Origin of the sequence: Bacillus cereus group sp. BfR-BA-01408 (genome assembly GCF_022663305.1) — a bacterium.
In the GTDB taxonomy this organism is placed as follows: domain Bacteria; phylum Bacillota; class Bacilli; order Bacillales; family Bacillaceae_G; genus Bacillus_A; species Bacillus_A pacificus.
This window is the reverse complement of record NZ_JAKUFF010000014.1, coordinates 1-14,496: the sequence shown is the minus strand read 5'-3', so window position 1 is coordinate 14,496 and position 14,496 is coordinate 1. Positions and strand designations below refer to the sequence as shown.

Sequence of the window (14,496 nt, the reverse complement as noted above, 5' to 3'; positions counted from 1 at the left end):
ATGGATGGCAGCTTTCGTCGTTTTATAGGGGTTTCGATTTTGATTCTTTTTCTCAATAAGAATTTGGAAGGAGCGAGTAGTAATGAACTCAGAAGTAAAAACATTACAAGTACAAAAGTCTATTTCTCATCCCTCTTTATGGGATACATTAAAGAAACATTATGAACTTATATTTGCAATCGCATCTGGTATTTTCATTTTAGCTGGTTGGTTATTCACAAAGAACGATGTAATGAATGTAGGCATTACTTGCTATATCCTTGCTTATATAGTTGGTGGATATGCAAAAGCAAAAGAAGGTATTGAAGATACAATTGAGGAGAAAGAGCTAAATGTCGAAATGCTTATGCTCTTTGCTGCTATCGGCGCTGCAATCATTGGCTACTGGGCAGAAGGCGCGATTTTAATCTTTATCTTCGCACTAAGCGGTGCGATGGAATCTTATACATTAAGTAAAAGTCAAAAAGAAATTTCAGCGCTTCTTGATCTACAACCTGAAGAAGCATTACGTATTTCAAACGGAACTGAGGAACGTGTTCCTGTTGGACGATTACAAATTAACGACATTATTCTAATTAAACCAGGTGAGCGCGTTCCTGCTGACGGTACAATTCATAGCGGTGAAACAAATATCGATGAGGCAGCGATTACTGGTGAACCCATTCCAAATGAAAAAAAATATGGTGATGAAGTATTTGCTGGTACTGTAAATTTACGCGGTGCTATCGAAGTTACAATTACGAAGCCGAGCGATCAAACATTATTCCAAAAGATTATCCGTCTCGTTCAAAGTGCACAGAGTGAAAAATCACCATCACAACTATTCATCGAAAAGTTTGAAGGAACATATGTAAAAGGTGTACTACTCGTTGTTGCGCTTATGATGTTCGTCCCTCATTTCTTGCTGGATTGGAGCTGGAATGAAACGTTTTATCGCGCTATGATTTTACTTGTAGTCGCATCTCCTTGTGCACTCGTTGCTGCCATTACACCAGCAACGTTATCTGCTATTTCTAACGGCGCAAGAAACGGAATTCTCTTTAAAGGTGGCATACATTTAGAACGTCTCGCTTCAGTAAAAGCTATTGCCTTTGATAAAACAGGAACATTAACAGAAGGAAAACCTACTGTAACAGATGTATATGTTCGAGAAAATATGACAGAAAAAGAAGTACTTTCTATTACAGCAGCAATTGAAAGTCACTCTACACATCCTTTAGCTGAATCTATTGTGAAATATGCCAAACATGCGTATGACATTACATTAAAAAAACCAGAAAACGTTGAAGATGTAACTGGTTTTGGGCTAAAAGGAATATTCGAAAACAAAGCTTATAAAATAGGTAAAGCTGATTTTATCGGTGAAGAAACAAAGACATTTCATAATGGTATTTCTGCCTCACTTGAAAAAGAAGGTAAAACTGTGGTTTATATTAGTGATGAGGATGGCATCCTTGGACTTATCGCTTTAAAAGATACTCTTCGCCAAGAGACAATAGCTGCTATTCGCGAATTACAAAGCATCGGTGTCGAGGCCATTATGATTACTGGAGATAATGAAGAAACAGCAAAAGCTATTGCCTCTGAAAGTAATATAAAGGAATATTACGCATCATGCTTACCAGAAACAAAAGTTGAAACGATTAAAAAGCTAAAAGAAAAATACGGGACAGTAGCAATGGTCGGAGATGGTATAAATGATGCCCCTGCACTCGCTACTGCTAGCATTGGTGTAGCGATGGGAGAAGGAACAGACGTAGCTTTAGAAACGGCAGACGTTGTACTTATGAAGAACGAGTTATCTCGACTTTCACAAGCAATCCGTTTATCAAAGCGAATGAACCGTATTGTAAAGCAAAACGTAATCTTTTCACTAGCTGTAATTGCAATGCTCATTTGTTCAAACTTCTTACAATTTTTAGCTCTTCCATTCGGTGTTATCGGGCATGAAGGAAGTACGATTCTTGTTATTTTGAATGGCTTACGATTATTAAAAGGAAACAAATAAAACGGGTCCCTCATAGAGGACCCGTTTTTTCTAATGGTAGCTATTATGACCGTTCGCACTACCACTCGTTTTATGCTTTGGATGCGAACTGCTCTTTTGCTTATTGTTATTTTTATTGTTGTGATTCTTTTTATTATTACTCATGAAATATCCCCCCTGTTCCTTTTTATTATGGAACAAGAGCTCACTTTTCATTACGGGAATTATTGTCACCCGTCCTATAATGATGGAGTAAACCATTAATTTCGCCGCCAAGTAAAATTACCCATCCAGTTAAGTAAAACCATAACATTAAAATAATAATACCACCGAGACCACCATATGTATTGGCGTAATTCGCAAACTTATCTACATAATAAGCAAATGAGTACGATACCACAATCCATCCTACAGTAGCAAATGTTGCTCCTGAAATGACTTCTCTTCTTTTTAATTTTCGATCTGGTGCAAATGTATATAAAAAACTAAACAATGCAAATAACACGAAGAAACTCGCTACTAAACGCGTAATACTCCACACGTAAGAAAAGCTATCCGATAAACCAATTGCTTTAAATACAGCTGCCCCAATGACTTGTCCAAACACTGGAACAATTAGCGCAAACACAATCATAAAAATAATCGCTAACGTAAACACAATTGATAAAGCTCTCGTTTTAATAAAAGAACGTGTTTCCGTTACATCATACGCACGGTTAAAAGCATTCATCACCGCATTTACACCATTTGAAGCAAACCATAGCATTGATAATAAACCAAATGATAATAAACCACCATTTTGCTCATTTACAACTTTATCAACGTTTACTTCAATTAAAGACATTGCATCTTCGGGTACGTACGGTTCTAATAAGTTGAGCACACTTTCTGTTTGAAGGTCAATGAATCCAAGAAGCGTAATTAAGAAAACAAGCCCAGGAAAAATCGCAAGCAAGAAGAAATAAGCGAGCTGTGCTGCCAAGCCCGCTACATCATCGCGCATCGTTCGGTCATATAAATCTTTACCAAACGAATAAGTACGATTTCTTCTCACCTTTTCTAAAATTTTTCTCATATATGGTTAAACGCTTTTCTTCTCTTCTTTATCTTGCTTCAACTCAATGTACGCTTCAGTTTTTTTTTCCTCTACATTGGAGTCTTTCATAAATAGTTCACGCGCTTCTTTCATACCGCCATCTTCAGCAACTACCGGCTCTTCTTCTGCCTTCAGCTCATCTACCTTTGGAGAAACAGCTTGAATTTCAATCGTTTCTGGCTTCTCTGCTGGCTCAACCTTTTTCTTACTAAAAATTTCTTTCGTTTCTTTTAACGTCTCTACAACAGACGGCGTCAATTTTTTAATTTCTGCTACTTTTGCTTTCACTACATTTAAATCAGCAAGTTCGCGTCCTTTATCTGTAACAGTTTGCACTTTTTCTTTGATCTTTGCATTTTCACCAATTTCAATCATCTTTGTTTTTGCTTTTTCTGCAGTATTTTTTACTTTTTCACGGTTTTCTTTCTTCAACATAGATACAGCTACACCTGCAGCTACACCAATCGCAATGTTTCGAGCAATATTATTTTTCTTTGCCATATTCCTTCACCCTTTCATTTCTTATGTTAGAAAGTATTTCTTTCTAAGCTTCCTCATATTCCTTGTTCTTTTCGAATGAAAGCTAATAGCTTTGCACACCCTTCTGTTACAAGGTCATATACTTCTTGGAAATTCCCTGTATAGTAAGGGTCGGGAACGTCTGTCCAGCCACCGTCTGGAACAAAATCGGACAGCCTACCAATATAGCCTCCAGTTTTACCTAAACTTTTTAAATCTGCTATATTCTTGTTGTCCATGGCAATAATATAATCAAACTTTGTTAAGTCTTCTTTTTCTACTTGCCTTGCTTTAATTCCTTCAAAAGTGACTGCATTTTCTTTTAAAATTTTTTGTGTTCCTTTATGTGGCGGATGGCCAACATGCCAATCTCCAGTTCCTGCAGAATCAATGACAATTTTCTCTTCGAGTCCCTTTTTTACGACAAGATCTCGAAAAATCGCTTCTGCCATTGGAGAACGGCAAATGTTCCCAAGACAAACAAACAATACTTGAACCATATTTTTGTTTCTTCCTTTCTTGGTGCATTTCTTTATATATACTTATAGTATAAACAACCAATTATTAAATATAAAGGAAATCCCTACTAATTTAATAGGATTGAAAAGATTCATTAACGAAAATGATAAAAAATGTTAAGATAGCCTTATGTTATTTTAAAGGGGGACACTTCGGTGGATTTATCCGTAAAGTCAGAAGAAAACGTTGAATATATGGTCGAAGCTATTAAAGAAAAATTACGTATGGTTAATGCTGGAGCGATGAGAGCTGCTAGCTTTAATGAAGAAATGTACGAAGACTTACGTGACATTTATGAGCATGTTATGAAACGTGAAACATTCAGCATTAGTGAAATGCAAGCTATTACAGAAGAATTAGGTACATTAATTAAAAAGTAAAAAGCCTCGTTTATGAGGCTCTTTTTTATTTCCAACAAATTCATGACAACTCTTCTCTTTCCCTCAAGCAACTGTAAAATATTGTACAATAGAAGTAGAACCTCACCTTAGATTTTTTCTCCATACATACTACTCACAAATAATAGCAACACTACCATTGCTAACTGTTTTTACTGGAGGTGCTTACTTATGAGCAATTGGTACAGTAAGACGAAAGATCAAACATTAATCGACTTAGAAACAAATGAACAACACGGTTTAACAGAAGAAATTGCAAGTGAACGTTTAAAGCAATACGGTTCTAATGAATTAGCTACAAAACAAAAACGCACTTTATGGCAACGTATTTTCGCCCAAATTAATGACGTCCTCGTATATGTCCTTATTATTGCTGCTCTTATTTCAGCCTTTGTAGGTGAATGGGCTGATGCAAGTATTATTGCACTCGTTGTAGTTTTAAATGCTGTTATCGGTGTCGTCCAAGAATCGAAAGCAGAACAAGCTTTAGAGGCATTGAAAAAGATGGCGACACCTAAAGCTATCGTCAAGCGAGATGGTGAACTAAAAGAAATTCCATCTGAGCACGTCGTTCCAGGTGATATCGTTATGCTCGACGCCGGACGATATATCCCATGCGATTTACGCCTTATCGAAACCGCAAATTTAAAAGTTGAAGAATCTGCTCTAACTGGTGAATCTGTCCCTGTTGATAAAGATGCAATCTACCACCCTTCCATGCAAAGTGATGAACAAGTACCACTCGGTGATCAAAAAAACATGGCCTTCATGTCTACCCTTGTAACATACGGAAGAGGCGTCGGTGTTGCTGTTGAAACTGGAATGAACTCACAAATTGGTAAGATTGCTACCCTGTTGCATGAAGCAGACGATGATATGACACCACTTCAAAAAAGCTTAGCACAAGTCGGAAAGTATTTAGGCTTTGTTGCTGTAGCGATTTGTATCGTTATGTTTCTCATCGGCTTTTTACAAAGACGAGATACACTAGAAATGTTTATGACTGCTATTAGTTTAGCCGTTGCAGCTATTCCAGAAGGTTTGCCAGCTATCGTTTCCATCGTTCTTGCAATTGGTGTGCAGCGTATGATTAAACAAAATGTTATCATTCGGAAACTACCAGCTGTCGAAGCTCTCGGTTCTGTCACAATTATTTGTTCAGATAAAACAGGTACGTTAACACAAAATAAAATGACCGTTACTCACTTTTATAGTGATAACACATACGATCAATTAGAAAATTTAAATGTAAATAATGATGTGCAACGTCTATTGTTAGAAAATATGGTGCTATGTAACGATGCGTCTTACAACAATGAATCACAAACGGGAGACCCGACTGAAATTGCTCTTCTCGTTGCCGGAAGCACTTTTAATATGCAAAAAGATTATTTAGAAAAAATACATGAACGTATTAATGAGCTACCTTTCGATTCAGATCGTAAAATGATGTCAACTGTACATACATACGATGAAAGCTACTATAGCATGACGAAAGGTGCTATCGATAAGCTCTTACCTCGGTGTACCCACATATTGAAAAACGGTAAAATCGAAGTTCTAACAGAGGCTGATAAAAATCAAATATTAGAAGCTGCCAGGGCAATGTCCCGAGAAGCTTTAAGAGTACTTTCATTCGCATTTAAACAATACAATTCAAGCAATGTGGATATAGATCATCTCGAAGAAAACCTCATCTTTATTGGTCTTGTCGGTATGATTGATCCACCGCGAACTGAAGTAAAAGATTCCATTACAGAATGTAAAAAAGCCGGTATTCGCACAGTTATGATTACTGGTGACCATAAAGATACCGCCTTCGCCATTGCCAAAGAACTTGGCATTGCTGAAGACATATGTGAAATTATGATTGGAACTGAATTAGATAACATTTCAGATACAGAACTAGCAAGCAAAATTGATCACTTACATGTATTCGCTAGAGTCTCTCCAGAACATAAAGTAAAGATCGTAAAAGCATTACGTGCAAAAGGCAATATCGTTTCTATGACTGGTGATGGCGTCAATGACGCTCCATCTTTAAAACAAGCAGATGTTGGCGTAGCGATGGGCATTACAGGAACAGACGTTGCAAAAGGGGCAGCGGATGTCGTATTAACAGATGATAATTTCTCATCTATCGTGAAAGCTGTTGAGGAAGGTAGAAACATTTATCGTAACATAAAAAAATCAATTCTCTTCCTACTCTCTTGTAACTTCGGAGAAATTATCACTTTATTTTTAGCCATTTTACTCGGCTGGGCAACACCACTACGACCTATTCACATTTTGTGGGTAAATTTAATTACAGATACGCTGCCTGCATTATCACTTGGGGTGGATCCTGAAGATCCTGATGTAATGAAGGAAAAACCACGACATGCGAAAGAAAGCTTATTTAGCGGTAGCGTTCCTTTCCTTATTTTCAATGGGGTTGTCATTGGACTTTTAACGCTAATAGCCTTTATCGCCGGAGCAAAGTTCTATACTGGAGATACAAATTTATTCCCTCTTTTCCCAGAGCGAATTGATGAGGATGCTCTATTACACGCTCAAACGATGGCATTTGTCGTTCTTAGTTTTTCTCAGCTCGTTCATTCATTTAACTTGCGTTCAAGAACGAAATCAATTTTTTCAATTGGGATTTTTACAAATAAATATTTAGTCTTCTCCCTTCTTATCGGTGTTCTTATGCAAGTTTGTATCATCTCCATTCCGCCCCTTGCAAATATATTCGGTGTGCATGCATTAACGCTGCGAGATTGGGGATTTGTTCTCTTATTAAGTATCATTCCGCTCGTTGTGAATGAAATCATTAAATTAGCGAAGAAAAACTAAAAGGCAATGAGGAATAGTCCTCATTGCCTTTTCATTTACCCTTGTAATTCTTTTTTAATGTTCTCAGTTAATGTAGCCATACGTTTGCGACTTTCTTCACGCTCACGTTTGTTTTGCTCTTCAATTTGTTGTGTTTCTTGCATACCTCTTGAAATAATGTTCCAAGTTTCCTCAAGTGTTTCCATCTTAATACTAGAAGAACCGGATAATCTCGCTACTTCCACACTTTGCGTTGCGATATTTTGTGCATTTTTCTTAAGTAATTCATTTGTACGGCGATCCAGTTCAGCCATGGAATCTGCAACAAGCTTTTGACGCTTCGCATTTACCGCTTGAATGATACCATTTTTAAAGATAGGAATCGTCGTAATAAATGCTGTATTGATTTTACCAATTAATTTATTATTACCACGTTGAATCATTCGAATTTGTGGTGCTGTCAGTAACGCAACCATACGCGCTTTTTCTAAATCATCAATACGTTGTTCTAAAATTTCAACAGAGTTTTTAAGCGACTCTAATTCAATACCTGCTAATTGATCATTATTACGTACACGCTCTTCATACATCGGAACTAACTCTGTATTTAAACGCTCTAATAACATTTCTCCTGCTACTACGTATTTTTCTAAGTCTAAATAATATTTTAAGTTTTGCTCATATAAACCATCTAACGTACCAATTGATTTTTTCATTTCATCTTGATACTTCGTAATTTCCACATACACTTTATCAATTTCACGGCCCATCGTTTGATACTTGCTAAAGATTTGTTCAATCATTTTATCCGCTTTTTTGAACATACGTGAGAAGAAACCACTTTTCTCTTCCGCAAAGTCTTTGCTATCGAATCGGTCCATAATTTTACCAAGCTGTTTTAATAATTCACCAGAATCTTCTATCTTTGATAATGACATCGTATGTAAAATTTGATCAGCAAAACGTGAAATTTCCATAGAAGGTTCTTTTCCAAGTTCAATTAATTCTAATTGATCTTTAATATCTACCGCATTATAAATACGTTGTACATCCGCATCTTGTCTAAGTTGCAAGCGAACATCTTGTGCTGTTTGCTCATTTAATTCTGTTTTCGAATCTAGTACGACTGGGTTATTCATATGGTATTCTCCCTTTCCTTATAAAAATGGACGAAATAGTCCTTTTATTGTTTGTGATAAATTTTTATAGGCTGATGAACCATGAAACTCAAGATCGAAATTAACCTCTTCAAGCCAATGTGAATCAAATGCCCCAGCTTCAATATACGGTTCAATATCGTTTCTTCCCGTTGGATTGAAATGGAATACATCTACTCCAATTTGATTTAAAAATAGTAATAAAACAGCATCAGAACGAGTTAACTCTCCACTCTTCTCATTATTAAATATAACAATTTTCGGTACATCTTGTGAATAATCAAATTTCTCAAGCTGTTCTAAAATATTCGGTGGTATTTGAGAAAGTTGCGCGAAAACATATAGCGCTACATCTTGTTTCGTCTCTTTTGCAATTGGTTTACACATTTCACTTTCACACGTATGGATAATCGCTTCTGCAATACCATGTTGTAATCCTTCTGGCAATCGTTTATGCGGCCACCAATGACTGTTCATAATTAAATCTGGATGCAATTTCCCTCCGCGGTCTAATGCATCTCGATAATGGTATTGGAAATTTGCTTTTTGTTCTTTCGTAAACGGAAATGTATTAATTAATAAACTGTTATCAAATGATGTAACAGCCTTTAATCGCTGAAAATACTCTTTATCATTCTTTGAAACACCTGATATTTTCGCAAATAGGGATGGAATATAAATGTGTTTATTTTCAACAAAGAATGTCGGGCGTACAAACGCCTTTTCTTTCGTAATTAAAAATAGTTCATCGTATGTTGTTTTTAATGTACGTGCTACAGGTGTATATGAACGGAATTGCCACGGCTTGTATAATAGTGAATTATCGTGGTGAAGTACTTGTTCAATTTCTTTTGAAGCTTGATATGCCACTGTTGCAACACGCTCGCGGCGGCGATCTGGAAATGGCTCAAGAGAAATGCGACTTGGATGAGACACAATAAAACTTCTTCCTTCCTCATCAACATTCTCAAATCCATCTTTTCCTTCTGGGTGATAATAAAGTACATCGCAGCCGAGCATAATAAGAAAGTATAAGAAATATATACGGCTTTCCTGTGCATCACCGTACCAAACGATACGTGGCATTTGTTTCTTATAGTTAATCGTAGAGAACCACTTCGCTACGTAATTTTCGCTTAATTTAATCATGTCGATTAAGAAACGACGGAAGCCTTCTGTCTTTAGAGATTGATTATGTTGTTTCTCATATAATTTCAATACAGAAATAAATGTTGTATGTATATAATGCTGTAAATCCGGATTGTCTACTTTCGGTAAAAGTTGTTTCCCAGATAAGTGTGCCACTAGCCTATTTACTGTTAGACCATTTGGTGCTTCTTGATGTAATCCGAACACCTCTTGAATGTGACGAAGCTTTTCTGAATCAATCACTTTATTTAAATTTTGTTCGTGTAAAACTTCAATTCCTTTCGCTTCACTATAATCAAATAATTCATTGAAATATTCATCTACATCATTAGGAACGCCAAGGATTCGACATGCTATATAACTAAATTTCATCTCATTCTCTGTCAGCTCATATTGTGGACGTTTTTCTAAAAGCGTTTCAAATTGCTTTACATCTGATTCATCTTTTAATGCATATGGTTGAAGTGTAAAACGTGAAAACACAACAGTTCACCTCCAAAAACATTTACTTTTTCTAAGTCTTTCTTCTATTATAAACTATTTTTGGTTATAAAAAATGGGCGCTCGCAAAACGAGCAAACCCATTTCAATTATTTATTGTCTTCTTTAGTAGCAGCAACTTCTTCTTTAGCTTGTCCAGAATTCTTCACGTAGTGAAGTACAAATGTTGCTCCAAATGCTACAACTAAAATAACGAAGAACAATGTATGGCTTATTTCAATATGAATAACAGACAATAGCATTTTTGTTGCAATAATTAAGATTAAAATATATGCTGTCGTTTCAAGTTCTGGGATACGCTCTAACAACTTTAAGAATACACCAGCGATACCACGCATCATTAAAATACCGAGCATTCCGCCTAACAATAGAATCCAAACTTCATTTGATACACCAAATGCAGCAAGTACACTATCTACAGAGAACGCGATATCCATTAATTCGACCATCGCAACCGTTCCCCAGAAGACACCAAACATTCTGAAGAGAATACTGTTTTGGTTCATACCATGAGCTTCCTCTTCTTCTGCATTACCTTTTCTTTTATCAATAAAGTATTTAATTGAAAGCCAAGCTAAGTAAAGTGCACCTAACACTTTTACCCATGCTAATTTAATTAAGAACATTCCAATTCCAATCGCAATAAAGCGGAATAAATACGCTCCAATAAGTCCATAGAATAAAGCCTTTTTACGCTTCTCTTCTGGAAGGTGTTTTACCATTACCGCTAACACAAGTGCGTTATCAGCAGATAGTAATCCTTCAAGTACAACAAGTGTACCTATTAATCCCCACGATACTGGATCTTGCAACACTTTAATCCACATGTCCAAGTCGAAAAACTGAGCATACGTATCAAGGATTCCTTGCAAAATACTCATCTTACCTATATCCCCTATTCTTTGCTAGATTTATAGAAAGGTCAAAAAAAGGAAACGAATATCGTTTCCTTTCTATGCATCCAAGCCATACGCTCTTACAAGCGCACCTAAACCACCTTGGAATCCACTTCCTACTGCATTAAACTTCCACTGTCCATTATGACGATATAATTCACAAAAGACAACTGCTGTTTCGATAGAGAAATCTTCCCCTAAATCGAAGCGAAGAACTTCTTCATTCGTTTCTTCATTTGCTAAACGAACGAAAGCATTTCCTACTTGTCCAAAGTTTTGACTACGACCTTCCGCATCATAAATCGTAACTGTAATAGCAATTTTGTGCACATCTGCTGGAACTTTCTTCAAATCTACAACAAGTTGCTCATCGTCGCCTTCACCTTCACCCGTTCGGTTATCACCTGTATGTAAAACTGATCCACAAGGAGACTGTAAATTATTATAGAAAATAAAATCAGTTTCCTTCGTACATTTTCCGTTCATATCTAATAAAAAGGCAGATGCATCTAAATCGAAATCAGCTCCACCATCATAAGACTTAATATCCCACCCAAGACCAATTACTGCTTTTGTTAAGCCAGGGCTTGTTTTACCTAAATCGATTTTCTGTCCTTTTTGTAACTGAATAGCCATTTATATTCACCTCTATATTTTTATCTAAAAAAATATATCCATCAGTAAACATGCATTTCATCGATGGATATATTAATCTATTACTCTACATCTAAACCAAAGTTATTACATAGAGACGCTAATCCACCTTGGAATCCACTTCCGATTGCATTGAACTTCCAATCACCTGCATGGCGGTATAATTCGCCTACTACAACAGCTGTTTCAATGGAGAAATCTTCTCCTAAATCGTAACGAATTAACTCTGCATTCTTTTCTTCATCTACAATACGTACGAATGAGTTAGAAACTTGACCAAAGTTTTGGCTACGGCCTTCTCCATCGTAAATTGTGATTGTGAAACAAATACGTTCGATATGTGCAGGTACATTTTTCAAATCTACTTTAATCGCCTCGTCATCGCCTTCGCCTTCACCCGTTCTGTTATCTCCTAAATGCTCTACAGCACCATTCGCGCCTTTTGGGTTATTATAGAAAACGAAATCCTCTGCGCCTGAAACTTTACCGTTCGCACCTACTAAAAAGATACTAACATCTAAATCAAAATCAGCTTGTCCATCATAACGATTCGTATCCCAGCCAAGCCCTACAAGTACTTTTGATAAACCTGGATTTGTTTTTGTTAAATCTACCTTTTGTCCCTTTTTTAAAGAAATAGATGCCATTTTAAATTCCTCCTTAGTTTATCCTATTGATAACGTGATACAATCTCACTTAAGTTTTTATCTTGTGTGCCTTCTCCAACTGCTGAAAACTTCCACTCATTTTCGTATCGATACATTTCTCCTGCAATTAAAGTTGTTTTACTAGCATAGTTTTCTGATAAATTATAACGTGCTAATTCCTCACCTGTATGAGGATTTTGAATACGAATGTAAGCATTACGAATCATACCAAAGTCTTGACGTCTGTTTACACAATCATAAATATTTACAACGAATACTAAACGGTTAATACGACTTGGGACTTTATGCAATTCTACAAAGATTGTTTCATCGTCACCTTCGCCTTCACCTGTTAAATTATCTCCTGAATGAATAATACTACCACAAGTAGAAAGTTTGTTTCCGAAGTATACTAAATCGTTTTTATTAACAAAACGATCTCCTTCTAACATAACAACAGATGCATCACAATCTACATTTGGTTTACTTCCAAATAATGAAGACAGAAACCCACCTGATTGCCCAATTGGATCCCAGCCTAAGCCAACCTGTAGTTTTGCTACTTTTGGTTGTCCTTTCGTTAAATCGATCTTTTGACCTTTTTCTAAAATAATAGGCATGCAGTTTCTTCCTTTCTACAAAGCATTTTCCAAGACGGAAAATATTGTATTCTTCCCTTATATTGTAGCATTATTTACCTAGTGATAAAAAGGATAAATTCTCAGTTATATGAAAACATTCATATAATTTACTTATGATGATGTAAGAAGTGGTAAATAGCACCAACCATTCCTGCACAATTACCGTTTTGCGCAAGTTCAATCTCACAATTACTATAAATCTCTTTATTTAAGTATTTACTGACCTCTTCTTTTACTTCTTTTAAAAACTCATTTCCCCTATCAGTAATTCCTCCACCTATAACAATCACTTCTGGATTAAAAATATAAGCAAGGTTACTAATTCCAATCGCTAAATGTTTAAAGAAAACCTCAACTGCTTGGGTAACTTCCCTATCACCTTTATCATACAGTTCGAAAATCTTTTTTCCATTCCAATCACTTTCATCTTTATATTTTCGCACAAGACGAATTAACCCTGAAATGGAAGCGATCTCTTCAAACGGCTTTCCTTCTATTAACATATTTCCCCATTCGCCAGCACTAAACAAATGCCCTCTATATAACTCTCCATCTATAAAAATTGCTCCTCCAATACCAGTTCCAAGGGTGAGCATAATAAAGTTTTCTTTCTCTCTTGCACTACCATTCCACTTTTCTCCGAACGCTGCACAATTCACATCATTATCAATGGATACAGGAACTTTTAATACCTCTTGCAATCTATTAATAATAGGAATCGTACTATAACCTGGAATATGATCCGCACCTCCCGTCACAATCCCTTTATTAACGTCAACAATTCCCGCAGTACTAATGCCAATTCCCGAAATCGTATGTTTACCCATTAAATTTTTTGATAAAAGAATGAGTTTTTGAATGATTTGTTCCCCGCCCAAATGAATTTCTGTTGGAACTGTTTTATGCTTTAGTACTGTTCCTGTTTCTGAAACAATTCCATATTTAATTTGTGTACCACCAATATCAAATGCAATATACTCTTTCATCTGCTGTCACTTCCTCTACTGTAATGGGTGTGAAATTCCCACCACTCTACTATTATAAAGAATTTACACTCACTCTTTTCTCTCTTTAGAAATATACCACCTTTTTCTATATATAGTTTTTTTTGCATAAAACTCTTTTTCCTATGAAATATTACAAAGAGATGTATTTTAGATGGAATATTAATGTTTCAGGAGGAAATCAATGACGAAAATTTTCATTTTAGCATCAACTCTTTCTTTATCTTTTTTTAGTGGTTTAAATATCGGTAATGCAGCAACAGAAAACTTCTCTCCAGTAACAAATGCGCTTGTACAAAATAACGATCATTTCGCAGAAGGTAACTCAAAAGATAATAATAAGCCACCAGGAAACGATGGTTCTCAGGACGATAGTGATTCTGGTGGCAACGGTTCCGATGGTAGCGGTTCTGGTGACAATGGCTCTGGTGGCAACGGCTCTGGCGGCAATGGCTCTCGCGGCAACGACTCTAGCGGCAACGGCTCTGGCGGCAACGGCTCTGGCGGCAAC

13 protein-coding genes and 1 pseudogene are annotated in these 14,496 nt (G+C 36.3%); 4 read left to right on the top strand and 10 right to left on the bottom strand.

The window, feature by feature from the left end:
• The first annotated feature begins 82 nt into the window (after nucleotides 1-82).
• Nucleotides 83-2,008, top strand: a complete 1,926-nt coding sequence (locus tag MR083_RS09250) for a heavy metal translocating P-type ATPase (RefSeq protein ID WP_001083785.1) — start codon at nucleotides 83-85, stop codon at nucleotides 2,006-2,008.
• Nucleotides 2,009-2,192: 184 nt separating this feature from the next.
• Here MR083_RS09250 and MR083_RS09245 read toward each other — a convergent pair whose 3' ends face one another.
• Genes MR083_RS09245 through MR083_RS09235 form a run of 3 tightly spaced genes read right to left on the bottom strand, consistent with a single transcriptional unit; the run spans nucleotide 2,193 to nucleotide 4,102 of the window.
• The gene (locus MR083_RS09245; protein WP_001226530.1) at nucleotides 2,193-3,062 is read right to left on the bottom strand and encodes a YihY/virulence factor BrkB family protein; all 870 of its coding nucleotides are present in this window, start codon (nucleotides 3,060-3,062) and stop codon (nucleotides 2,193-2,195) included.
• 6 nt (nucleotides 3,063-3,068) lie between these two features.
• Nucleotides 3,069-3,584, bottom strand: a complete 516-nt coding sequence (locus MR083_RS09240; RefSeq protein WP_001085393.1) for a DUF4075 domain-containing protein — start codon at nucleotides 3,582-3,584, stop codon at nucleotides 3,069-3,071.
• 53 nt (nucleotides 3,585-3,637) lie between these two features.
• On the bottom strand, nucleotides 3,638-4,102 hold the full coding sequence (locus tag MR083_RS09235; protein WP_000250914.1) for a low molecular weight protein-tyrosine-phosphatase: 465 nt from the start codon (nucleotides 4,100-4,102) through the stop codon (nucleotides 3,638-3,640).
• 174 nt (nucleotides 4,103-4,276) lie between these two features.
• Between MR083_RS09235 and MR083_RS09230 the strand changes: the two genes are divergently transcribed.
• Entirely contained in the window at nucleotides 4,277-4,501 is a 225-nt protein-coding gene (locus MR083_RS09230; protein WP_000366197.1) for a DUF1128 domain-containing protein, read from the top strand.
• 189 nt (nucleotides 4,502-4,690) lie between these two features.
• Entirely contained in the window at nucleotides 4,691-7,357 is a 2,667-nt protein-coding gene (locus tag MR083_RS09225) for a cation-translocating P-type ATPase (RefSeq protein ID WP_000073702.1), read from the top strand.
• Between the two features lie 35 nt (nucleotides 7,358-7,392).
• On the opposite strand, the gene MR083_RS09220 is transcribed toward MR083_RS09225, so the two are convergent.
• The 7 genes from MR083_RS09220 to MR083_RS09190 form a co-directional block, all read right to left on the bottom strand.
• Entirely contained in the window at nucleotides 7,393-8,475 is a 1,083-nt protein-coding gene (locus MR083_RS09220) for a toxic anion resistance protein (RefSeq protein WP_001064413.1), read from the bottom strand.
• An 18-nt stretch (nucleotides 8,476-8,493) separates the two neighbouring features.
• On the bottom strand, nucleotides 8,494-10,125 hold the full coding sequence (locus MR083_RS09215; RefSeq protein WP_000492880.1) for a YceG family protein: 1,632 nt from the start codon (nucleotides 10,123-10,125) through the stop codon (nucleotides 8,494-8,496).
• Between the two features lie 107 nt (nucleotides 10,126-10,232).
• On the bottom strand, nucleotides 10,233-11,024 hold the full coding sequence (locus MR083_RS09210) for a TerC family protein (RefSeq protein WP_000025691.1): 792 nt from the start codon (nucleotides 11,022-11,024) through the stop codon (nucleotides 10,233-10,235).
• Between the two features lie 72 nt (nucleotides 11,025-11,096).
• Nucleotides 11,097-11,675 carry a TerD family protein gene (locus MR083_RS09205; RefSeq protein WP_001007530.1) on the bottom strand — a complete coding sequence of 193 codons (579 nt, stop codon included), beginning with the start codon at nucleotides 11,673-11,675 and terminating at the stop codon, nucleotides 11,097-11,099.
• A gap of 80 nt (nucleotides 11,676-11,755) precedes the next feature.
• Entirely contained in the window at nucleotides 11,756-12,340 is a 585-nt protein-coding gene (locus MR083_RS09200) for a TerD family protein (RefSeq protein ID WP_000146721.1), read from the bottom strand.
• A gap of 23 nt (nucleotides 12,341-12,363) precedes the next feature.
• The gene (locus MR083_RS09195; RefSeq protein ID WP_001121593.1) at nucleotides 12,364-12,960 is read right to left on the bottom strand and encodes a TerD family protein; all 597 of its coding nucleotides are present in this window, start codon (nucleotides 12,958-12,960) and stop codon (nucleotides 12,364-12,366) included.
• 128 nt (nucleotides 12,961-13,088) lie between these two features.
• The gene (locus tag MR083_RS09190) at nucleotides 13,089-13,967 is read right to left on the bottom strand and encodes an ROK family protein (protein ID WP_000666136.1); all 879 of its coding nucleotides are present in this window, start codon (nucleotides 13,965-13,967) and stop codon (nucleotides 13,089-13,091) included.
• A gap of 202 nt (nucleotides 13,968-14,169) precedes the next feature.
• Between MR083_RS09190 and MR083_RS09185 the strand changes: the two are divergent.
• A pseudogene (locus MR083_RS09185) lies at nucleotides 14,170-14,496 on the top strand (cell wall anchor protein); the annotation flags it as partial.